The following is a 20,655-nucleotide window of genomic DNA, read 5'->3' as shown; positions in this document are numbered from 1 at the left end:
TTTCCGTCCGTCACTGAATGACGATTTCCTTGAACAGCACAGCGTTCACCTGATTGGGCGAGATCGCGGCGTTGACACGGCGCGTCAGTTCTTCCTTCAGGCGGAACAGCCCGACCGAACCGTTGAGATCGGCGGGACGCAGTTCGCGCAGGTAGGTCTGAAACAGATCGGTCACCCGCGGCATCGTCGGCGCGATCTGCGCCGACAGCGGCTGATCTTTCACCTCGAGCACGACCCTGACCTTCAGATACTGAACTCGTTCGCCCGGCGCGTTCGACAGGTTGACCAGCACCTCTGGCACATCAAGGAATACCGGCGGCTTCGGCGGAGGCGCGACTGCCTGCACTTCCTTCGCGGGCCCGCGCATGAAGAAGAACCAGCCGCCCCCGGCAAGCAGAAGCACAAGCGCCGTAGCGCCACCCATTATAATGAGCTTGCGCTTGCCTTTCGGAGCAACGGCTTCCGCGCCCTCCTCCTGATCGTCGTCTGCCATTGCCCCCGCCCGTGGTCCTGGGATGGGCTCGATGCTGCCGAACTGGCTTTAAATGACGCGATACAAAGGCCGCCGGCGCGTGAGCGCCCTGTTTGTCCACCGTACGGACGCAATGGTTAACGGAATCTTTCTTTTGTCCCTCAACTGGGAAATTTTTGCCGGGGCAACATGGTCAACAAGAGGTTATTGCCCACGTCCGGCGCCCCTCGAAAACACATAAGATATTGAAATAACTAATATTTATGACTTGGCACGCCTCTCGCATTGTAGATGGCGAACCGCACGGCTTGGGAGAGCTTCACCGGTTCGCACGATCCGCGTCAGGCCTTGGGAGAGGCAGGCCGCGGTTCAACAAGGGGAGACTGGCCGATGGAGAATACGCTTCTCGTCGCATTATCGCGGCAGATGTCGCTTGAGCGGCAGATCGACGTCATTGCCAACAACGTGGCCAACGTCAACACCACCGGTTTCAAGGCCAACAAGTCGCTGTTCGAGGAATTCCTGAACACGGGCGCGCGCGAGGACAACTTCTCGGTCCGCGACCGCCGCGTCAGCTTCGTCCATGACCGCGCCGCCTATCACGATTTCTCACAGGGCCCGTCGGAGAAGACCGGCAGCCCGCTCGACGTCTCTATCGACGGCAAGGGCTTCATCGCCGTGCAGACGCCGGCCGGCGAACGCTACACCCGCGACGGGTCGTTCCAGATCAACGCCCAGGGCCAGCTCGTGACCACCGGCGGCAACATCGTGCTCGGCACCAACGGCCCGATCGTGTTCCAGCCGACCGACCGCGACATCGCAATCTCGGCCGACGGCACGATCACCGTGGGCGAAGGCGTCGTGACACAGTTCGACTCCATCCGCGGCAAGCTCAAGCTCGTGAAGTTCGACAGTCCGCAGCAGCTCAAGAAGGAAGGCGCGAACCTTTACTCGGCGCCCACCGGAATCGCCGCGCAGCCCGACCTCGCCTCGCGCGTCAATCAGGGTTTCGTTGAAAAGTCCAACGTCAGCGCGGTCGCCGAGATGACCCGCATGATGGAAGTCATGCGTACCTACCAGTCGGTCTCATCGCTGATGCAGCAGCAAAACGACCTTCGCAAAAACGCAATCCAGATACTCGCCGACGTTCCGGCATAAGGAGACCGATCCATGCGCGCACTTTATACAGCGGCGACCGGGATGGCGGCCCAGGAACTCAACGTCCAGGTCATCTCCAACAACATCGCAAACCTGCGCACCACGGGCTACAAGAAGCAGCGCGCGCAGTTCCAGGACCTCATCTACGAACACGTCAAGCGCGTCGGCGCGCAGGCGTCCGATCAGGGCACTATCCTCCCCGTCGGCATCGACATCGGCGGCGGCGTCAAGACCGTCGGCACGCCGCGCCTGATGACGCAGGGCACGCTCAACCCGACCGGCGGCGACCTCGACATCGCGATCCGCGGCGAGGGCTATTTCAAGATCCAGATGACCGACGGCACCTACACCTACACGCGCGACGGCTCCTTCACGACCGATGGTCAGGGCCGCGTGGTGACTGCGCAGGGCAATCCGGTGCAGCCGACGATCACCATCCCGCAGAATTCATCCGGCCTCACCATCAACCAGCAGGGCCAGGTCTCGGTCACGACGCCGGGCACGACCACGCCGACCGTGGTCGGCCAGATCGGCCTGACCCGGTTCATCAACAAGGCGGGCCTGCAGTCGATCGGCGACAACCTGTTCACCGATACGCCCGCCTCCGGCCCACCGCAGGACGGCATCGCCAATGCCGACGGCTTCGGCGACATGCAGCAGCGCAATCTCGAACAGGCCAACGTCGAGGTCGTCTCCGAAATCTCGGACCTGATCGCCGCGCAGCGCGCCTACGAGATGAACGCCAAGGTCGTCAGCGCCGCCGACCAGATGATGCAGGCCACCACCGGCATGTTCCGCTGAGGGAGAGAATGATGTTGCGCTCAACCCTGATCGCCGCCGCCCTGCTCGCCCTGACGTCCGGTGCGGCATTCGCGCAGGCGGAACGCGACTCACTCGCAGCTCCCGTGCTGCGCGCGAACGTCACTGTCAGCAGCGACGTGGTCCGGATCGGCGATGTGGTCGAGAATGCCGGAACCGCCGCGCAGATCGCGATCTTCCGCGCCCCCGATCTCGGCACCACCGGATCGTTGCCGACGCAGCAACTGCTGACGGTGCTGCGCGCCCATGAGGTGATCGGTGTTCAGACCCGCGACCTCCGCGAAGTCTCGGTGACGCGGTCGTCGCGGACGCTGGTTTCGAAGGAAATCGAGCATCAGATCGCCCGCGTGCTCGAGCGCCGCAACGGCCTCGGCGACGCCGCCAACATTTCGGTGACTTTCGAGCGCGACCTGCGCGAACTGCAGCTCGATTCCGCCCATACCGGCGACATGCGCGCCACCACCGTGAGGTTCGATCCACGCAACGGCCGCTTCGACATCACCTTCGAGATCGCCAACGACGTCACCTACTCGCCGACCAAGCTGCGCTTCACCGGCACTGCGGTGGAAACCGTGGAAGCGGCGGTGCTGACCCGCGCCGTCGAACGCAACGACATTCTCAAGTCATCCGACGTAGTGATCGAGCGGCGTCCGAAAGCCGAAGTCGGAAACGACGTCGCCAATCGCGACCGTTCGGTTGGCATGCAGGCCCGCAAGCAGATGCGCGCCGGACAGGCGCTGAAAGTGGCCGATCTCGGCAAGCCGGATCTGGTCGCGCGCGATCAGGGCGTGACGCTGATCTACGAAACGCCGGGCATCTATCTCACCGGCCGCGGCAAGGCGATCGACAGCGGCACCGAGGGCGACGTCGTCAACGTCGTCAACCTGCAGTCGAAGCGCACCGTTCAGGGTGTGGTGACCGGCCCAGGTCAGGTCTCGATTATCGTTCCGACGCCGCGCCTCACCACAACCGCGGCCCTCTCCAGCGAACCGCCAGCCGCCCCCGCCCCTGAATCCAGAAAAGCCGAGTAACAGTCATGTCGAAGTTTCACGTGTTCAATCGCATCATTGTCGTCGGCAGCCTGCTGGCGCTCGGCACCCTGGTCAGCGGATGCTCGTCTCTCGATCGCCTCGCGGCGATCGGCGAAAAGCCGAAGCTCTCGGCGATCGACAACCCGACGACTCAGGCAGGCTACAAGCCGGTGTCGATGCCGATGCCCGCGCCGCAACCGGCGTCATTCAATCCGAACTCGCTGTGGCGGAACGGTTCGCGCGCCTTCTTCAAGGATCAGCGCGCGCATCAGATCGGCGACATCCTGACCGTACACGTCAACATCACCGACAAGGCCAACATCGCCAACGAAACCCAGCGCAGCCGCACCAACAGCGAGAACTCCGGCGTCACCAGCTTCTTCGGCATCAACAAGATCCCGGGCACCAACGCCGCGATCCCTCCCGGCCGCATGCTGACGGCGGACTCCACCTCGTCCAGCGACGGCAAGGGTTCGGTCAACCGGCAGGAAGCATTGCAAACCAACGTCGCCGCCGTGGTCACGCAGTTGCTGCCGAACGGCAACCTCGTGGTCGAAGGCAAGCAGGAAATCCGCGTCAACTTCGAAGTCCGCGAATTGATCGTCGCAGGTATCGTCCGGCCAGAGGACATCCAGAGCGACAACACCATCGACTCCAGCAAGATCGCGCAGGCCCGCATCGCCTACGGCGGCCGCGGCCAGATCACCGACGTGCAGCAGGCCCGCTACGGCCAGCAGGCATTCGATATCCTGCTCCCGTTCTGAGCAGGGGCATGGAAGCGTGATCCTGAACCGCTCTGAGAAGGAGATCAAACCGCAATAAGTGAGACGGCTCCCACTGTCTTTCTCTCGAACTCCCACACCAGGCGGCGAACCTAGGCGCAGCACGGTGTTCACGACGCGGCCTCTGTCAGCTCCCCTGACGGAGGCCGTGATCGTTTGGGCCATGATCGTTTGAGGTAACCGCTGCGCGACGTTCGCCGGTGTCCAACAGACCGCGGAAGTGATAATCTGACGCCATGCGCAACTGCGAACCGTTCAGCGCGCGGACAATCCCGCTGCCCGGCTGTCCCTGAATGGGCGTGATGCCGCCTCGCAGTCACCGCAACCTCGGGCAGCCGACCGGTGAAGGAGGACGCTATGTACGCCGCCATTCGTCAGGGAAAAGCAAAAGCCGGTATGGCCGAGGAGCTGACGCGCAGGATCAAGGAAGGCGCGATCCCGATCATCAGCGATGTCGAGGGTTTCATGGCCTACTATGTGGTCTATGCGCCGGACGACACGGTGACGGCGATCAGCATCTTCAACAATTTCGCCGGAGCGGAAGAGTCGAACAAACGCGGGCTTGCGTGGATCGAGAAAAATCTCGCGCCGCTGCTCACCGGCCCAGCCACCGCCGTCGCAGGGCCGGTCATCGTTCATACGCTAGCCTAGCGGCGGAATCAGCACTCGCCAAGCGAGGCGACGGCGAGCGTTGCTATGGCAATCAATACTGTCCTCACGATTTCCTCCGTCTGTTTTGATGTCGCTAATTCGCGACCAACGTGCATGTTCCGGCGCGGCATGAAAAAACCCGATGGTCTTCCGGACCATCGGGCTTGATGCAAATTATCGCGGAAGAGGCGGCGACGCCGGCTATTCGTCGCGATAGACCTTCTCGCGCTTTTCGTGGCGCTCCTGCGCCTCGACCGACAGCGTCGCGATCGGGCGCGCTTCCAGCCGCTTCAGCGAGATCGGCTCGCCGGTTTCTTCGCAATACCCGTAGGTATTTTCTTCGATGCGCTGCAGGGCGGCATCGATCTTGGAAATGAGCTTGCGTTGACGGTCGCGCGCGCGAAGTTCAATGGCGCGATCGGTCTCTGATGAAGCGCGGTCGGCAAGATCAGGATGATTGACGTTCTCTTCCTGAAGCTGCTGAAGCGTGGTCTTCGATTCCCGGAGGATCTCTTCCTTCCAGTCGAGCAGTTTCCGGCGGAAATACTCCCGCTGACGCTCGTTCATGAAAGGCTCTTTTTCAGAGGGCCTGTAGTTCTTCAACTTTTCCAAGTGCGGTCCATGTCGACGTACAAGGCGGACGGAATATGCCCGTTCGCGCCGCAGCTTATATAGCGGCGGCTTGTGACAGACAATATCGCCTGTGGGCCGGAAAACCCGGGAATCCCCGGTAATAGGGGCCTTCCACAGGGAACCCTGCCCGGCCTTTCCGGGCCAAAAGCGCCGTTAGCCGCCGGCGGACTGACCCGCCTTGGCAAGTTCGACTTCCACCCGCAGCTCGATTTCGGACAGTACCTGGTCGAGTCCCGGATCGCCGGAGGTGGTTTTCAGCTCTGCCGCGGCGGTGCGCAGGCGGGCGACTGTCGTTGAATCGAACGCCCCGGCCAGCAGCCCGATCTTGAGGTCATCGAGCACATCCAGTGCGGTCCGGCCGCGGGCAACCGAGCGCCGGCGGCGTTCCGTAGAGTCTTCGACACCCTGCATCGCCAGCAGCGCATCGATTCCGCTGGTGGCGCGCGGCGCTGCAGCAGAGCGGGTCTCCGCCGGCGTGCCTATGTCGCCAAGGGAAAAGGCCGTCGAGCTTGAGCGCCGCGCGTTTGCCGCCGGCGACGCCAGATTGGCTCCATTCGGTCCATAAATTCGCATCGTGCTATCTCGCAACGGATTGGGACCGCTGGCGTGACGCCCTGATTGGTCCACGGCCCAAAGTGGCGGTTTATGGTTAATGAGAGGTAAACAACCCGGCAATTTATGCCGGATACGGCAAGTTCGGCGCGCGGGCGGAACTGCTCCAGTTCCGGTCATCATAAAATTATCTAATTATTACAGACGCTTGTCTTCTTTCGCGCTCTGGCACGGCCCTCGCATAGTTAATGACGGACCAGTCCCGTGGGGAGCACGGAACGGGCCGCAAAGACCTCAGCGGGGAGCAGAGGATGTTTCGGATTTCTCAGGCAGCCTGCATGGCCTTCGCCCTGCTGACCGCCGTTATCGGCGCCTCGGGTGGGCCGGCTCATGCGACGTCGCGGATCAAGGATCTCGCGAACATCGAAGGCGTGCGCCAGAACCAGTTGATCGGCTACGGTCTCGTGGTCGGCCTCAACGGCACCGGCGATACCCTCAACAACATCCCCTTCACCAAGCAGTCGCTGCAAGCGATGCTGGAGCGCATGGGGGTCAACATTCGTGGCTCCACCATCCGCACCGGCAACGTCGCCGCCGTCATGGTCACCGGCAACCTTCCTCCGTTCGGCACCCAGGGCACCCGCATGGACGTCACCGTGTCGGCGCTTGGCGACGCCAAGAGCCTTCAGGGCGGCACCCTCCTCGTCACGCCCCTGCTCGGCGCGGACGGCAACGTCTACTCGGTCGCGCAGGGCTCGCTGGCGATCGGCGGTTTTTCGGCCGAAGGCGCCGCCGCCAGCGTCACCAAGGGCGTCCCGACGGTTGGCCGCATCGCCAACGGCGCGATCATCGAACGCGAGATCGAGTTCGCGCTGAACCGCCTGCCGAATGTCCGCCTTGCCCTGCGCAACGGCGACTTCACCACCGCCAAGCGCATCGCCGCCGCCGTCAACGATTACCTCGGCACCAAGACCGCCGAGCCGGTCGATCCCTCCACCGTGCAGCTCAGCATTCCGGCCGAGTTCAAGGGCAATGTCGTCGCACTGCTGACCGAGATCGAGCAGTTGCAGGTCGAGCCGGACCTCGGCGCCAAGATCATCATCGACGAACGCTCCGGCATCATCGTCATGGGCCGCGACGTGCGCGTCGCCACCGTCGCGGTGGCGCAAGGCAATCTCACAGTCACGATCTCGGAAAGTCCACAGGTCAGCCAGCCCGCGCCGTTTTCGCGGGGCCGCACTGTGGTCACACCGAATACCCGCGTCGGCGTGCAGGAGGACGGCAGGAAACTCGCCGTCGTCAAGGATGGCGTCTCCCTGCAGCAACTCGTCGATGGCCTCAACGGACTCGGCATCGGTCCGCGCGACCTGATCGGCATCCTGCAGGCCATCAAGGCATCCGGCGCGATCCAGGCCGATATCGAGGTGATGTGATGAGCATCACCCCGACCACGACACGGGCTCCGACGACCTTCACCGGTGGACGTCCCGACCTTCTGCTGCAGGACGCGCTGACGAAAGTCTCGCCGCAGGCGCAGGCCAAAGCTAAGGGCCAGGCGCAGGATTTCGAGGCGGTGTTCCTCAACTCGATGTTTACGCAGATGATGAGCGGCATCAAAGGCGACGGTCCCTACGGCAACACGCCGGGCACCGGCATCTGGCGCTCGATGATGACCGAGCAGTATTCGAAGTCGTTCGCACAGTCCGGCGGCGTTGGAATCTCCAGCGACGTTTACCGCACCCTCATCCTTCAACAGGCCAACCGCGCGGCTTAAGCGCCGGAAGGGACATCTCATGACCCCTCAACAGCAAAACTCCAGAGCGCCCGCATCTCACGCGCCGGCATCGACACCTGTCGAAGCCCGCCAGCTCGCCGAAGGGCTGATGAAGATCATGAGCACGCTGCTCGGGATCGTGGAACGCGAGACCGAACTGGTCCGCGCCGGCAATGTTCGCGAAGCGATGGCGCTCGATGCCGAGAAAGGCGAGATGTCGCGGCAGTATGTCGATGCGATTTCGAAGCTGACGCACAGCCGCGATTACCTCAAGCAGTCCACGCCTGAACTGCTGACCGCGCTGCATCGTCATCACGACACCTTCCGCGCCATGCTTCAGGTCAATCTCACGGTGCTCGCGACGGCGCACGCCGTCTCCGAGGGAATCATCCGCGGCGTCAACGGCGAAATGCAGCGGAAAAATCTCCCGAACGGCTATACCGCCGCCGGACAACGCGCGATGCCGGGGCCGCGTCACGTCACCCCGCTTACCGTCAGCCGTTCGCTCTAGATTCTCCTGAAAGAACCCGCGACGCAGCTCATGGCACCGCCATGGGCCGCGCCGTGTTTGCATTGCACATATGGCAGCGCAAACGCAGACGTTTTGATTCAAATCACCGCAGCAACATAAGGATGGGCTTCAGAGAGTTCCGTCCATATTGGGAACTGGAGGGTTGGGGTTTGACTCAAGGGGAAGCCAGAGGCTGCCATGAGTACGGACTTCAACATCAAACCGGTGGGGGCATCGGTTATCGCAACATACGTCGAGCCTGCGTTCAACGCAGCGAAGACGGCTGTCCCGACGCAGCTTCCGCCTGACAAGGCCGTCACAGCGCCGGACGCGTCCCTGCACGTGCGCAACAATCCCCAGGCTGAGACCGACCGGCTCTCAAAGCAGGTGGTGATTGATCGCGCCGCGGCCGAAATCGTCTATCGCACCGTCGACAGCGCGACCAGCCTGGTGGTCCGCCAGTATCCGGACGAAGCGCGCCTGCGCGCACGCGCCTATCTGCGGGCGATGGATATCGCCCGGGAAGACAACATGCGCCGGAATACCGATCTGAGAATCTGAGATTTGTGTCGAGGCTCACGGCGTCGAGCCGTCAGCCCTGCTTGGCGTAGGCGGTCTCGAGGGACTGAGTGCCGTTGTTCGTCATTACCGTCTTGATCTGCGCCGTGCCCTGCTTCGTCAGCATGAACTTCGAGTCTCCGATCCGGAAGGAATTGTCGCGGATCAGAACCTCCTGATACTTCACCGTGGCGCCGCTCTGGTATCTGACCTTGGCGCGGAATCCGATGACATCGGACACCTGGATGCTGAACGAGTCGTTGTTGGCGTATTTACCGGTCCAGTTGCCTTCGTAGCTTGCGGCATCGACGGGAACATAAGGGCCTTTCGAGTAATTGACGTTCGCGCCAACCGCCACGTAGTTCGCCGATATGATACCGAGGAGGTCAGCCACGACGATGTCCGTGTTTATGCCCGGCCGGACAGTCCAGCCGCGAGGTTGCAATTGATGTCGATCAGCGACTTCAGTTTTTCGGGCTGCGGATTGAGCTGCAGTTCCGCGGTCTGCGTCAGGACGAAGGTGCCGATGTTGGCGATGTTCTGACGAACCTCGATGGTTTGCGGATTCTCGTCGCTGGTCACCGCGCTCAAAAGGATCGCCCAGAGCTTGCGGTTGAAAAGCAGCGCCTCAGCGAAATTCGTATCGGGGTGATCCCAGTTCGTCATCGCATGCTGAAGCTTGTTCGCAGCCTTGAGGAGCGCCTGCGCCTCGATCTCCCGTGGAGATGCCGTGGTTTGAGCGGTCCGAGCATAGGCAGCGTGAGACATGTATTACCTCGAGAGGAGTTCTTCTTCGCGCTTCATCAGTTTCCTGATTTCTCTTAGAGCTTTGTAAAGATCACCGTTTAAAATATGATTACTTGCGGCTTCAATGTGTTCGCGGGAACTTGGTACCGCCTCGAGCATGTCCCGCACGAAGCCAAGATAGAGTTCCTGATATTTCGGAATGTCATCTTCGAGATACATCTGCTGAACGCAGAGATAGATTCGCTTGACCGGCGTGTTCGCGGTCTCGGCCGTCAGGATGTCCTTCTCGCGCAAAATCGGCGTATCGCCGTCGATCAGGAATGTCGCGCGATGCTCGGAATTGGTGATGACGCTCTGACCGATCACGATTCGCTCGAACGGCTTGAGCTCGACTCTGAGAGGCACGTTCTGTCTCCCTTGCTCTGTGGCTCCTGTCAGGCTGACGCTTGCCAGTTCAGCTCAAGAGCAGTAACGGCAGTTTACGGCGCAAAAGAAGCGGCGAAGTGCCCCTCGCCGCTTTCCTGTTCTAATCCTTAGCCTTCTCTTAAGTTCTGAGAAGCTGAAGCACGCTCTGCTGCGACTGGTTGGCCAGCGCCAGCGCGGACACCGCGATCGACTGGCGGGTGGACAGCGCCTGGCTGTTCGCGGCTTCCTCATTGCTATCGGCGATGGTGAGATTGGCCGAACCGCTCTGCAACACGTTGATCAGATTCTTCGAGAAATCCTGACGGATCTGCACGATCGACAGGTTCGAACCCAGCGTCGACGCCTGCGAGCGCAGAAAGCTGCTTGCGTAGTTGAGCGAGTCGAGCACCTTGTTCGTCGCGACGTTGTCGATGAAGTCGACGCCCGCCGACAAATTGCCGAGACCGAGGCCGGCCGGATCGAGATTGATGCCGGTGATGTTGAGCGTCGACTTGCCGGTTTCGTTGAACACCAGCTTGAGCTGGTCGCCGTTCAGCAGGTTGACGCCATTGAACGATGCATCCTGCGAAGTCGTTTTGATCTGCTGGATGATGTTGTTGTACTGCGTCACGAGATTCGCGCGCGTCGCCTGTGAGTTGGCTTCGGCAACCGGCGCTGAGACGATCACGCCCGCGAACAGCTCGCCCGGCGCCGTCGCCGTGCCCCCGATCACGCCGATCGTCGAGGATGCCGCATCGTTGGACGTGGTGATGGTGATTGCGCCGGTCGAATCGATGCTGGCCTGAAGGTTGTTCGGCAGCAGCGCGGCATTGAGCTGGTTGATGGTGGAGACCTGTCCGACGCCGTTACCAAAGACGATGTTGGTGGCCGGTCCACCCGCAGTTGATGGAATGGTCAGTGTCTTGCCGGAGAACGTATAGGTTGGCGGCGTGGTGCCGGTCGAGAGCCCGAGCTTGGCGAGAGCGCTGCTGGTACCGCCGAAGGTGATGCTGTTGGCGGTGTCGGCGACTGCGTTGCTGACGGTCAGCTGATTGCCCGCGATGCTCGACGTGCCGCCCGTGATACCGTTGATGGCGCTCAGGATGGTCGCCACGGTGCCGCCGGTGGCGCTGGACAGGCTGATCGAAACATTGCCGGTGATCGGATCGGTCGTGGACGCAGGGTCGGCGGCCAAACCGGTGACGAACGAGATCGTCTTGCCATTGATCGTGAACGAGTCGCCGTTGGCAAAACCGGCGGCGGCCAGCGTGGTGGCAGGAGTCAGGCCACCGCCGACGACAATGCCAGTCACGGTAGCAGCGGTATCCGGCAATCCGAGCAGGTTGGCGCCCGTTGCCCCGGCGTTCGGACCGGTCGTCAGGCTCGATTTGGCGTAGCCGACGTTAGTCTGAAGCGCCTGGTTGGCGATCGACTTCGCGCTGTCGATCAGCTTCTGCAGCGAGGTGATGCCGGTGTTGGCCGCCTGCAGGACCTGCACGCCGTTGCCGATGCCGTCGAGCAGATTGTTGATGTCACTGGCGCGAGCATCGAGCCCGGCGGCCGTGAAGTAATTGGTCGGATTGTCGAGCGCCGAATTGACCTTCTTGCCCGTTGCGAGCCGGTTCTGGGTGGTTGCCAGCAAATCCGCCGTTGCCTGAAGCGACAGCAAATTCTGGCGAACTGACGCCGAGAGAACGATGTCGGACATGATGGTACCTTCCTTAAGTATGCGAAATGCCGACAACCCGAATCGGCAGGTGCAGCATGGAGAACGGCGTCTTTCCCCAATTCTTAGGAGGCACGGTTTAAATTATGGTTAACAGCGGCTTAAATATCGTCCTTTACAAAGCCTTAATGATGTAACCGCCCTGCCCGGCCGGCGGCACAACGGACAAAAAAAGCGGCGGGGTTTCCCCCGCCGCCTGATGCTTGTTCGGTATAGTCCAGATCAGCGCAGGAGCTGAAGAACGCTCTGCTGCGACTGGTTGGCGAGCGACAGCGCGGACACCGCGATCGACTGGCGGGTCGACAGCGCCTGGCTGTTCGCCGCTTCCTCGTTGGTGTCGGCCAGCGTCAGGTTGGACGAGCCGGTCTGCAGCACGTTGATCAGGCTCTTCGAGAAGTCCTGACGGGTCTGCACGATCGACAGGTTCGAACCCAAAGCCGATGCCTGCGAACGCAGCGTGGTGCTGGCGGTGTTCAGAGACGCCAGAACCTTGTTGGTCGCCGCGTTATCGACGAAGTCGGTGCCAACGGACAGCGAACCAAGACCGAGGCCCGCCGGGTTGAAGTTGACGCCGGTGATGCTCAGGGTCGACTTGCCGGTTTCGTTGAACACCAGCTTGAGCTGGTCGCCGTTCAGCAGGTTGACGCCGTTGAAGGACGCATCCTGAGCCGTCGTGCGGATCTGGTCGATAACGTTGTTGTACTGGTTCACCAGGCTGGTACGAGTCGCCTGCGAGTTCGGATCCGCAACCGCCGCAGCGGCTGTCGCACCGGCAAACGCCGCCGCCGTGCCGCCGATGGTTCCGATGTTCGCTGACGCGGCATCGTTGGAGGTGGTGATGGAGATCTTGCCAGTGGTGTCAATCGACGCCTGCAGGTTGTTCGCCGACAGAGCCGCATTGAGCTGGTTCAGGGTCGAAACCTGACCAGTCCCCGTACCGAAGGTGATGTTGGTTGCAGTGCCGCCGCCGGTTGCGCCGATGGTCAGCGTCTTGCCCGTCACCGTGGAGGTCGGTGCCGTGGTGCCGGCGGTGAGGCCGAGCTTGCTCAGCGCGCTACCGCCAAGGACGATGCTGTCGGTCGTGTTACCGGCGGTAATCGTAGCAACGTTCGCAGCGATGGTGAACGTGCTGCCGGCGCCGACGATGCCTTCGATGGCGGACTTCAGCGTCGCCGTCGTTGTATTGGCCGGACCGGCACCATTGGCCAGGTTGATGGTGACGTTTCCAGTTGTTGCGTCGGTCGTCGATGCGGCTGCACCAACACCACCCGTGGCGAACGTGATCGTCTTTCCGTTGACGATGAGCGTATCGCCGTTGGCAAAACCGCCGCCGGCCGCAGCGCTCAAGTCCGAACCGGTCGCGAGGGTGGCAACTACGGTGCCAGACCTTGTAGCGGCCGTATCGGGATTGCCGAGCAGGTTGGAAGCGGTCGCGCCGGTGGTCGCAAGCGACGTCACGGACGACTTGGTGTAACCGACGGGGGTCTGCAGCGCCTGGTTGGCGATCGACTTCGCGGTATCGACCAGCTTCTGCAGCGAGGAGATGCCGGTGTTGGCGGCCTGAATGACCTGCACGCCGTTGCCGATGCCGTCGAGGAGGTTGTTGATGTCGCTGGCGCGGGCATCGAGGCCGGCGGCAGTGAAGAAGTTGGTCGGATTGTCGAGAGCGGTGTTGACCTTCTTGCCGGTGGCAAGGCGGGTCTGGGTGGTGGACAGAAGATCAGCGGTCGACTGGAGCGAGAGCAGGTTCTGACGAACCGACGACGAGAGAACGATACCGGACATGGAACTACCTTTCTGGTGTTACGCAACGTGTACAAGCGTGTCGCCGATTTCGATCAGCGAGCCGACCCACATTGGAAGCAACAATCTAAAAAGATATGAACCGGACCGGTCCAAGTGTCCGGATCACGGCGCGGCGGATGCCGCGCGGCAATTCACGATTGTGCTGATCTGACAAGGGTATTTCTTAAAACCGATCGCTGTGGAGCGAGGTCGGCGTTTACCTCGCGTTAACCATAAAGCGAAAGGATCGCCCCACTTGCCGGATCCGATTGAAACCGGCGCGCACGGGAGAACCGCCATGGCTTTGAAGGTCGAACTCAAGCCGCACGAGAAGATTATTGTCGGCTCGTGCGTCATCACAAATACCGATCAGCGCGCAAAATTCCTGATCGAAGGAGAGAGGCTGCCGGTCTTGCGAGAGAAAGATATCCTGACACCGGACAATGCCGACACGCCGGCCAAGCTGATCTATCTGGCGGTCCAGCTGATGTATATTTCGCACGACCCGCAGGAACACCACGCGGTGTATTTCGACGTGATGCGCGATTTCCTGAGCGCAGTGCCAAGCGCTGCCAGCATGGTTGAGGAAATCAATAACTACATCTTAAGCGGCGACTACTATAGAGCATTGAAAGAATCCAAGAAGCTGATCGCTTACGAGAAGCGGCTGATCGATCAGGCCCGTGGCCAGAATGCGGGAACGATCGAAGCCGGCTTCAGCAGCGCCGCCTGACACCACACGCAGACCTGCATACGAACAGGCCTCCAGAAGGAGGCCTTTTTCGTTGTCGGATGGGTTTTCGTTCTCGGGGATAATCGCGAGACGATCGCCCGCCGGCGTGAAGATACCTGCCGGTCCTACAGGAACTTCACCAGGCTCATTTGATAGAGCGATGCAGTCGTCTGATACGACGCCTGCAGGGCGGTCTGGAAGGCGAGGATCTTGGCGGCAACTTCGTTGTCGTTGATGCCCTGGATCGAGTCCAGCATCGACTGGGCGACCGCTCCCGTCTGGATCTGCCTGTCCTTCGCCGTCTTGATCGCCGCCTGCGCACCGGCGAAATCCGCCTGAATATCCTGAATCGACTGCGTCCCCGGATGCACAGCGAGATTATCGACGATACGCGAGTTCAGCGCAGTCAATTGTCCGTTCGCGTTCGGGTTGCTCGCATTCGTCGTCACCGCGGCATAGACCGCGATGTTCTTCAGCGCTGCGACGAACGCATGTTCATTGGCGCGCGCGCCATACTGAACGCTGATCGACTGATCGACACCTGCCACTGCGGTTCCGCGCGCCGGATCGGTACCGCTTTCACCGATATACCAGGAAACGGTGTTGGCCGGCGTGCCGTTCACGAGCGCCGTCGCGGTATTGAACGGAGGACCACCGACACGCAACGGCGGCGACGAACTGAAGAAATTGTCCGATGCCGTGATCGCTGACGCGGCCACCAGTGACGTATTTGCCAGCGTGCCGACTGCCGTGTTGAGCGCCGCATTGAGGTTGGCCGCTGTGGCGGTCGAATCCGCACCGATCGCGAAGCTGCCCACTGGTGTCGGAGTCGTCGTCGAGGCCATAAGTTCGATCGTCTCCGACGTTCCGTCGGGAAGAGTGAATGTAAACCTGACCTTCTCGCCATCGGCCGGATTGGTCGCGCCGAGATCAACGGACATTTCGGACGGCGCGCCGGGAGGCGCCGCCGGAGGCGCGGGACCGGTGACCGTCGCGCCGGTCAACGTCGACGTGATGGCGCTCAGCTTCAGCCCGAACGGCGAGCCGGCGAAATCTTCGCCGATGGTCACCGATGTCGGCGACGGCGACGTAATCACGAGGCGGCCCAATCCCGTGGTGCCGTCGGCCTGACCGCGCTCGTCGATCAGTTGATTCAATCCGGCCTGAGTCCCGCTGCCCTTGAGGATGACATCGGCGGGTTGCGTTGCCGGCGTGTCGGTGGCGCGGCCGGAGAAAAGATAGCGGCCGCCGACTTCGGTATTGAGCAGCGCAATCGCCTGCGTGAACGCCGCCATCGCGGTTTTCTGACCGGCGGTCTTGCCGGCATTGTCCAGCGTCAGTGTGGCGCCGGCCGCAGCTGCCTTGACCTGACTGCTCGCGCTGCTGATGCCTTCCAGCGACAGGTTTGCAATGTTGATGCGCGTATTGAGCACCGTTGCGGTGTTCGAAAAGCTGGCGATGCCGGAAATCTGCGAGCGCAAGCCCGTCGCCACACCCGCATCGACGCCGAGACCTGCATAGGTGATCGACTTCTTTCCGGACGCAAGCTGCTGCGTCAGGGTATCGAGCTGGCCCTTGAGATTGATGATCGCCGAGCCGAGATAGGATGTCCGGCCGCTAACGCCCTCGATAGTCATGCGACCCTCATATTACCTGCATCAATGACTGGAACATCGTGTTGATGGTGGACATCACCCGCGCGTTCGCCGAGTAGGCATTCTGCAACGCCAGCAGGTTGGCCATTTCCTCGTCGATATCGACGCCCGACACCGAATCCATTTTCTTCTGCAACGTGTTGAGCACGACGTCCTGACCGTCGGAGAGCAGTTGCGCCGATGCCGCAACATTGCCCTGCAAACTCGTGAACTGTTGCGTGAAACCGAGCAGCGTGCCCTTGTAGGGCGTAGCGTTCGATCCGACGCCGGTCGAGGCCGAGTAACTGAAGCTGCCCGACTTCAATTGCGACAGAATGTAATCCGAACGCGTGGTGTCGCCAGCAGGTGTTCCCGGACCGTAGACGACGAGGCGCGATGGATCGGCCAGCAATCCCGAGTTGACGGTGATACGTCCGGCAAGACCCGTCTGCTGCGAGCCCGTTGCGGTGATCGTACCGGAATAGACATGTCCGCCATCGGTGAACAACGGCAGCTCCGGTCCGCCGCCACTCAGTGAGGTCGCCGTCTTCGTCACCGACGCCGCATTGATGTCAGCCATACCGCCCGCGCCGTCGTCGAGCACGCGCAGCGTCGATCCCGACGGATTCGAGAATTGAACGCCCGCACTTCCGAACGCCGCATTGAGCTGCGTCAGGACCGACGCCATGCCGCCGGAAAAATCGACGCCGAGCACCTTGTCCTTCGGATCGATCGTTGCATTGTCTTTCAGCGGCAGCACGCTCGGATCGTCAACACGGATGATAGAGATGCTGTGCTGGGTGTTGGTGATCGTATCTGTGTAGGTGAAATTCACGACATTGCCGGACTGAAGGCCTGACAAGTCGAGATCGAAACCGGCTGGCGTGCCGGGTGGTGGAGCGGGCGTCGCCGGCGGATATGCCGTACCGCTTGTCGTCCTGTCGGACAGCGCGCTGGCCATCGCCGCGGCGAGCTGATCGACCTGTGCCTGCGCCTGCACCAGCGACTTGTCGCGCAGTTCGAGATAGGCCGCGATCGCCCCCGAGCGAATCGAACCGCTCGAGATCAGATCAATGCTTCCGCCGTTCGCGTAGCTGATGGAAATCGAGCCGAGCGAGCTCTTGGCTGGATCGGCATTCCATTGCGTATTCGGCGTCACTGTGCCTTGAGCATTGAACGACAATTGCGCCGCGTCGGAGCCGCCGACGAGCTGTACGCCCGACATCGTGTAGACGGAAACCTGATCGCCGTTCCCCGGCACGACACGCACGTCCATCAGTTGCGATAGCTGCGTGATGTACTGATCGCGCTGGTCGAGCATCGCGGCAGTCGACGCATCTTGCCCGGGGTTGCCCTGCAGCTGCCTGTTGATGCTGGCGATCTGGGTCAATGCGTTGTTGGCCACCGACACGGCATTGGTCAGCCCCAACTCGGCGCTATTGCGCAATCCCTGGATACCCTGCGATGTTGCATTCAACTGCTGCGCCATCGACTGCGCAGCGTTGATCACGCCGATCCGCGTCGACTGGGAGTCCGGGCTGGTCGAGAGCGCCTGAAGCGCCGAAGTCAGTGCATTGAAGCTCCCTTCCAGCGTCGATGAGGAGCCTGGATCGCCGTAAATGCTTTGCAGATTGTTCAGGAAGCTCGCGCGCGTGCTCGCATAATACGCGCCCGACGTTTCGGTCCGCAGCTGGGCCTGGATATATTCGTTGAGTGTCCGGTTGACGCCGATGGTCTGGACGCCGGTGCCGGTCGACATCTGCACCTGGTTGGTCGTCTTGCGGACGTAACCCGGTGTTTCAGCATTCGCGACGTTGGACGAAACCAGCGACATCGCTGCCTGGTTCGCCCGCAGGCCGGACATCGCGGTTGATAGAGCTTGGCTCAGACCCATAACATACTGCCCATCTCAGGTCGCATCACGCGACGGTACGCTCGCGACTATCGCAGCACGTTCAGCAGATCCTGCGCCATGGTGTTTGCTGTCGTGATGACCTTGGTGTTCGCAGAGTAGGCCTGCTGCGTCACGATCAGCTTGGTGAACTCGTCGGCGATGTCGCTGTTCGACCCTTCGAGCGCAGAGCCTGTGATCGAACCGCTCTTTCCGAAGATCGCGGCGCCGGACTGGTCGGTCACCTCAAACGCGCCGCCGTCGATGCGCTTGAGGAAGTTCGCGCCGTTGAACGTCGCCAGCGTGATCTGCGCGAGGTCGATGTTGCGGCCGTTCGAATAGCTGCCAACCACGCGGCCGTTGTCGCCGATCGCGACCGTCTGCAGCGAACCCGCCGGGAAGCCGTCCTGGCGAATTTCGTTGACCTGTGCATTGCCGTTGGCGTCGGCGAACGAGGTCAGACCGCTGACGCCGAAATTGACGGTGACGTCGCCGAGCGTGATGCCGTTGATGTTCGGTGTGGTGAGGACAACCGAGGCAACCGCCGGCGTGAGCTGGCCGTTCGCGCTGAAGGTGAAATCGGTGCCGATATTCTGCCAGGCCGTCGCGGTGCCCGTCGCATTCGGATTGACCTGATAGAACATGTTCCATTTATCGGTATGGCCCGGTCCGAGCGTCGAACTGTCCATCTTGGCCCAGCGGAACTGGATGCTCACCGGCGAGCCGGAAATGTCGTAGCCGGTCGTGGCGCCGCCCGCGATCGATTGTGAAATGAATGTCGCTGCGTCGGAGCCGATGACCACTCCGGCGCCCGCCGTACCGCCACCCAGGCGGTTCACGGCCACAGGGCCGGAGAAGCCCAGAGCGGCGAAGGCGGTCACGTTGCTTGAACTGACGGTGAGATTGCTCGTCAGGCCGGTGTGCAGCGAGACCGCGCCGGCGGTGACCGTCGAACTCAGTGCGGCGTTGCCGCTCAGCCCGTCAATCTTGTCGAGCAACTGATCGACCGTGCTGTCGATCGGGATATTTGTTGCGTCATTGACGCCGGGCGGCAGCGCCGTGGATGCGTCAGTGAACGTGATGGTAAGGCCGTTCACGGTGATGGTGTCGCCGATCGCGAAACCTGCGGCCAGCGAGTTGGTGTTCGCCGCGCCCGACAGCGCGGTCGAACCGTTGATTCTGGTCGGTGTGGTCAGGGCGCTGTTGACCGGTGTGCCGCTGGCGGCGTTGTCGAGGTAAGGCAGCGGCGGCGTACCGACCGTGCTCGGATTAGTGGTGAAGTCACCGACGTTGATCAGTTCCGAACCCGGAACGGACTTATCGTGCTTGGTGGTCAGCGGATATGCAGCCAGGTTGGCGCGGTAGGTTACCGTGGTGGTTGGCTGGGCAGGCAGGAAGTCGCCGCCGAATTTCAGAACCTGCGGGTTGCTGCCGGTGACGTTGCCTGTGGTCGGATCAATCGGGAGGCCCTCGAGATAGTAACCGGCGCCGTTGACGAGATAGCCGTTCTTGTCGAGGGTGAAGTCGCCGCGGCGCGTATAGTTGTCGACGCCGTTGAAGATCGGGTTGTTGTCGGTGAAGCTGCCCGGCTTCTGAACCACGAAGAAGCCGTCGCCGCTGATCGCCATGTAGGTGGCAACGGCAGCCTTCTGAACGTCACCCTGCACCGTATTGGTTGCGCGCGATGAGGTCGCAACGCTGCCGGCAAGCTGGTTGTTGTTGCCGGTCTCGGGAATAAGGTCGAGAAAACTCGTATCGATGCGCTTGAAAGCGGTCGTCTGCGAGTTCGCGATGTTGCCGGAGATGTTTTCCAGCGCGTAGGATTGAGCACGAAGACCCGCGACGGATGTGTTTAGAGCGCCAAAGAGACCCATTACATTATCTCCAACTTCGATCCGGGCGGCCTACCGGTGCCCAACGTTCACGGCCGCATTCGAAGAAGAGATCGCAAGCTCTGTGCCAACAGTGTTAGGCGAGCAAAATCAGCTACTTAAAAGAAATGCCCCGGCCAGATGACCGGGGCACAATTGCCTAGCGGGCAAGAATTGCCGCGCGATATCAGGTCGATGAGCCGTCCGCGGGCTTAAAGGTCAGTGCCAGCCCGTTCATGCAGTAGCGCAGTCCGGTCGGCTTCGGGCCGTCGTCGAACACATGGCCGAGATGGCCGCCACAGCGCCGGCACAGGGTTTCGGTCCGGACCATCATCATGGTGCGATCGGACTTCTCGACGATGGCGTTCGGCAGCGCCTGATAGAAGCTTGGCCAGCCGGTGCCGCTTTCAAACTTCGTCTCGGACGCGAACAACGGCAGATCGCACCCCGCGCAGGCGAAGGTTCCCTTGCGCTTTTCCTTGTTCAGCGGGCTTGAATACGGGCGCTCGGTTCCGGCTTCGCGCAGCACATTATACTGGGCCGCGCTCAGTTGCTTGCGCCACTCCTCCGGCGTCTTCTCGATCTCGAATTTTGCGGCGGATTTCTCGCCCGCGTTGGCGTTGCCGCCGAGGCCGAGCCAGCGGAATGCCGAGAACGCAGCGAGACTCATCGCGGATGCGAGCAGGATACGGCGGTCGATCATCGTCAAAGCTCCGTGCAAATCGGGAAACAGGCTGTCCATCACGATCTACGATCCATGTCGCGGAAAGTTACAGCATTGCCCTCACGGCAGGCTCACTTTCCCGCGAGGCGGCGACGTCGGTGCAGACACGCCTGCTCCGATAACCCCGCCGCCAAGGTGTTATTTCGTTAGAATCTGGCCACCTGCCCTAAATCAGACTTGAATTCCGTTCGTCCCCGC

The 20,655-nt window shown here is 61.6% G+C and carries 22 protein-coding genes; 10 read left to right on the top strand and 12 right to left on the bottom strand.

Annotation, left to right across the window (positions count from 1 at the left end; genetic code table 11):
* Positions 1-10: 10 nt before the first annotated feature.
* Positions 11-493 carry a flagellar basal body-associated protein FliL gene (gene fliL, locus YH63_RS14105; protein ID WP_046827053.1) on the bottom strand — a complete coding sequence of 161 codons (483 nt, stop codon included), beginning with the start codon at positions 491-493 and terminating at the stop codon, positions 11-13.
* 369 nt (positions 494-862) lie between these two features.
* Between fliL and flgF the strand changes: the two genes are divergently transcribed.
* From flgF to YH63_RS14080, 5 genes are all read left to right on the top strand, one after another.
* Positions 863-1,630 carry a flagellar basal-body rod protein FlgF gene (flgF, locus tag YH63_RS14100; RefSeq protein WP_046827054.1) on the top strand — a complete coding sequence of 256 codons (768 nt, stop codon included), beginning with the start codon at positions 863-865 and terminating at the stop codon, positions 1,628-1,630.
* 12 nt (positions 1,631-1,642) lie between these two features.
* Positions 1,643-2,431, top strand: a complete 789-nt coding sequence (flgG, locus tag YH63_RS14095; protein ID WP_046827055.1) for a flagellar basal-body rod protein FlgG — start codon at positions 1,643-1,645, stop codon at positions 2,429-2,431.
* 11 nt (positions 2,432-2,442) lie between these two features.
* On the top strand, positions 2,443-3,480 hold the full coding sequence (gene flgA, locus YH63_RS14090; RefSeq protein ID WP_052753813.1) for a flagellar basal body P-ring formation chaperone FlgA: 1,038 nt from the start codon (positions 2,443-2,445) through the stop codon (positions 3,478-3,480).
* Between the two features lie 5 nt (positions 3,481-3,485).
* Complete coding sequence (gene flgH, locus YH63_RS14085; RefSeq protein WP_046827057.1) at positions 3,486-4,244, top strand: flagellar basal body L-ring protein FlgH; 759 nt, start codon at positions 3,486-3,488, stop codon at positions 4,242-4,244.
* Between the two features lie 375 nt (positions 4,245-4,619).
* Positions 4,620-4,913 carry a hypothetical protein gene (locus YH63_RS14080; RefSeq protein WP_046827058.1) on the top strand — a complete coding sequence of 98 codons (294 nt, stop codon included), beginning with the start codon at positions 4,620-4,622 and terminating at the stop codon, positions 4,911-4,913.
* Positions 4,914-5,114: 201 nt separating this feature from the next.
* Here YH63_RS14080 and dksA read toward each other — a convergent pair whose 3' ends face one another.
* Both dksA and YH63_RS14070 read right to left on the bottom strand, forming a co-directional pair.
* Positions 5,115-5,480, bottom strand: coding sequence for an RNA polymerase-binding protein DksA (dksA, locus tag YH63_RS14075; protein ID WP_170978692.1), 366 nt, complete (start codon positions 5,478-5,480; stop codon positions 5,115-5,117).
* A gap of 219 nt (positions 5,481-5,699) precedes the next feature.
* Entirely contained in the window at positions 5,700-6,119 is a 420-nt protein-coding gene (locus YH63_RS14070) for a flagellar assembly protein FliX (RefSeq protein ID WP_046827060.1), read from the bottom strand.
* 290 nt (positions 6,120-6,409) lie between these two features.
* Between YH63_RS14070 and YH63_RS14065 the strand changes: the two genes are divergently transcribed.
* The 4 genes from YH63_RS14065 (at position 6,410) to YH63_RS14050 (ending at position 8,944) form a co-directional block, all read left to right on the top strand.
* The gene (locus tag YH63_RS14065) at positions 6,410-7,531 is read left to right on the top strand and encodes a flagellar basal body P-ring protein FlgI (protein WP_046827061.1); all 1,122 of its coding nucleotides are present in this window, start codon (positions 6,410-6,412) and stop codon (positions 7,529-7,531) included.
* Positions 7,531-7,872, top strand: coding sequence for a flagellar assembly peptidoglycan hydrolase FlgJ (flgJ, locus tag YH63_RS14060; protein ID WP_046827062.1), 342 nt, complete (start codon positions 7,531-7,533; stop codon positions 7,870-7,872). The genes YH63_RS14065 and flgJ overlap by 1 nt, the downstream gene beginning before the upstream one ends.
* A 19-nt stretch (positions 7,873-7,891) precedes the next feature.
* Complete coding sequence (locus YH63_RS14055) at positions 7,892-8,383, top strand: hypothetical protein (RefSeq protein WP_046827063.1); 492 nt, start codon at positions 7,892-7,894, stop codon at positions 8,381-8,383.
* Between the two features lie 198 nt (positions 8,384-8,581).
* Positions 8,582-8,944 carry a hypothetical protein gene (locus YH63_RS14050; RefSeq protein WP_046827064.1) on the top strand — a complete coding sequence of 121 codons (363 nt, stop codon included), beginning with the start codon at positions 8,582-8,584 and terminating at the stop codon, positions 8,942-8,944.
* 31 nt (positions 8,945-8,975) lie between these two features.
* Here YH63_RS14050 and YH63_RS14045 read toward each other — a convergent pair whose 3' ends face one another.
* The 5 genes from YH63_RS14045 to YH63_RS14025 form a co-directional block, all read right to left on the bottom strand.
* Complete coding sequence (locus YH63_RS14045) at positions 8,976-9,335, bottom strand: hypothetical protein (protein ID WP_046827065.1); 360 nt, start codon at positions 9,333-9,335, stop codon at positions 8,976-8,978.
* 14 nt (positions 9,336-9,349) lie between these two features.
* Entirely contained in the window at positions 9,350-9,709 is a 360-nt protein-coding gene (gene flaF / locus YH63_RS14040; protein ID WP_006021439.1) for a flagellar biosynthesis regulator FlaF, read from the bottom strand.
* 3 nt (positions 9,710-9,712) lie between these two features.
* A complete protein-coding gene (gene flbT, locus YH63_RS14035) occupies positions 9,713-10,093 on the bottom strand; it encodes a flagellar biosynthesis repressor FlbT (protein WP_046827066.1) in 381 nt (126 codons plus the stop codon).
* A gap of 139 nt (positions 10,094-10,232) precedes the next feature.
* Positions 10,233-11,801, bottom strand: coding sequence for a flagellin (locus tag YH63_RS14030; protein WP_046827067.1), 1,569 nt, complete (start codon positions 11,799-11,801; stop codon positions 10,233-10,235).
* A 240-nt stretch (positions 11,802-12,041) separates the two neighbouring features.
* On the bottom strand, positions 12,042-13,604 hold the full coding sequence (locus YH63_RS14025) for a flagellin (protein WP_046827068.1): 1,563 nt from the start codon (positions 13,602-13,604) through the stop codon (positions 12,042-12,044).
* Positions 13,605-13,902: 298 nt separating this feature from the next.
* Here YH63_RS14025 and flbT (YH63_RS14020) point away from each other — a divergent pair, with 298 nt between their 5' ends.
* On the top strand, positions 13,903-14,337 hold the full coding sequence (gene flbT, locus YH63_RS14020) for a flagellar biosynthesis repressor FlbT (RefSeq protein WP_046829506.1): 435 nt from the start codon (positions 13,903-13,905) through the stop codon (positions 14,335-14,337).
* A 125-nt stretch (positions 14,338-14,462) separates the two neighbouring features.
* Here the strand turns inward: flbT (YH63_RS14020) and YH63_RS14015 are convergent, their stop codons facing one another.
* The 4 genes from YH63_RS14015 to msrB all read right to left on the bottom strand — a co-directional run bounded on the left by YH63_RS14015 (position 14,463) and on the right by msrB (position 20,436).
* Positions 14,463-15,974 (bottom strand): flagellar hook protein FlgL, encoded by a 1,512-nt coding sequence (locus tag YH63_RS14015; protein ID WP_046827069.1) that lies wholly within the window; start codon positions 15,972-15,974, stop codon positions 14,463-14,465.
* Positions 15,975-15,981: 7 nt separating this feature from the next.
* Positions 15,982-17,865, bottom strand: a complete 1,884-nt coding sequence (gene flgK, locus YH63_RS14010) for a flagellar hook-associated protein FlgK (protein ID WP_046827070.1) — start codon at positions 17,863-17,865, stop codon at positions 15,982-15,984.
* Positions 17,866-17,912: 47 nt separating this feature from the next.
* Positions 17,913-19,736, bottom strand: coding sequence for a flagellar hook protein FlgE (locus YH63_RS14005; protein WP_046827071.1), 1,824 nt, complete (start codon positions 19,734-19,736; stop codon positions 17,913-17,915).
* 184 nt (positions 19,737-19,920) lie between these two features.
* Positions 19,921-20,436 (bottom strand): peptide-methionine (R)-S-oxide reductase MsrB, encoded by a 516-nt coding sequence (gene msrB, locus YH63_RS14000; RefSeq protein WP_046829507.1) that lies wholly within the window; start codon positions 20,434-20,436, stop codon positions 19,921-19,923.
* Positions 20,437-20,655 lie beyond the last annotated feature (219 nt).

Source organism: Afipia massiliensis, assembly GCF_001006325.2.
GTDB lineage: Bacteria > Pseudomonadota > Alphaproteobacteria > Rhizobiales > Xanthobacteraceae > Afipia > Afipia massiliensis_A.
Note: the sequence above shows the minus strand (reverse complement) of the source record. Positions and strands in the feature narration are given on the sequence as shown.

Bases quoted from the DNA above. Each gene is read 5' to 3' on its own strand.
- fliL (WP_046827053.1), bottom strand. From the start codon at position 493: ATGGCAGACGACGATCAGGAGGAGGGCGCGGAAGCCGTTGCTCCGAAA.
- flgF (WP_046827054.1), top strand. From the start codon at position 863: ATGGAGAATACGCTTCTCGTCGCATTATCGCGGCAGATGTCGCTTGAG.
- flgG (WP_046827055.1), top strand. From the start codon at position 1,643: ATGCGCGCACTTTATACAGCGGCGACCGGGATGGCGGCCCAGGAACTC.
- flgA (WP_052753813.1), top strand. From the start codon at position 2,443: ATGTTGCGCTCAACCCTGATCGCCGCCGCCCTGCTCGCCCTGACGTCC.
- flgH (WP_046827057.1), top strand. From the start codon at position 3,486: ATGTCGAAGTTTCACGTGTTCAATCGCATCATTGTCGTCGGCAGCCTG.
- YH63_RS14080 (WP_046827058.1), top strand. From the start codon at position 4,620: ATGTACGCCGCCATTCGTCAGGGAAAAGCAAAAGCCGGTATGGCCGAG.
- dksA (WP_170978692.1), bottom strand. From the start codon at position 5,480: ATGAACGAGCGTCAGCGGGAGTATTTCCGCCGGAAACTGCTCGACTGG.
- YH63_RS14070 (WP_046827060.1), bottom strand. From the start codon at position 6,119: ATGCGAATTTATGGACCGAATGGAGCCAATCTGGCGTCGCCGGCGGCA.
- YH63_RS14065 (WP_046827061.1), top strand. From the start codon at position 6,410: ATGTTTCGGATTTCTCAGGCAGCCTGCATGGCCTTCGCCCTGCTGACC.
- flgJ (WP_046827062.1), top strand. From the start codon at position 7,531: ATGAGCATCACCCCGACCACGACACGGGCTCCGACGACCTTCACCGGT.
- YH63_RS14055 (WP_046827063.1), top strand. From the start codon at position 7,892: ATGACCCCTCAACAGCAAAACTCCAGAGCGCCCGCATCTCACGCGCCG.
- YH63_RS14050 (WP_046827064.1), top strand. From the start codon at position 8,582: ATGAGTACGGACTTCAACATCAAACCGGTGGGGGCATCGGTTATCGCA.
- flaF (WP_006021439.1), bottom strand. From the start codon at position 9,709: ATGTCTCACGCTGCCTATGCTCGGACCGCTCAAACCACGGCATCTCCA.
- YH63_RS14030 (WP_046827067.1), bottom strand. From the start codon at position 11,801: ATGTCCGACATCGTTCTCTCGGCGTCAGTTCGCCAGAATTTGCTGTCG.
- YH63_RS14025 (WP_046827068.1), bottom strand. From the start codon at position 13,604: ATGTCCGGTATCGTTCTCTCGTCGTCGGTTCGTCAGAACCTGCTCTCG.
- flbT (WP_046829506.1), top strand. From the start codon at position 13,903: ATGGCTTTGAAGGTCGAACTCAAGCCGCACGAGAAGATTATTGTCGGC.
- YH63_RS14015 (WP_046827069.1), bottom strand. From the start codon at position 15,974: ATGACTATCGAGGGCGTTAGCGGCCGGACATCCTATCTCGGCTCGGCG.
- flgK (WP_046827070.1), bottom strand. From the start codon at position 17,865: ATGGGTCTGAGCCAAGCTCTATCAACCGCGATGTCCGGCCTGCGGGCG.
- YH63_RS14005 (WP_046827071.1), bottom strand. From the start codon at position 19,736: ATGGGTCTCTTTGGCGCTCTAAACACATCCGTCGCGGGTCTTCGTGCT.
- msrB (WP_046829507.1), bottom strand. From the start codon at position 20,436: ATGATCGACCGCCGTATCCTGCTCGCATCCGCGATGAGTCTCGCTGCG.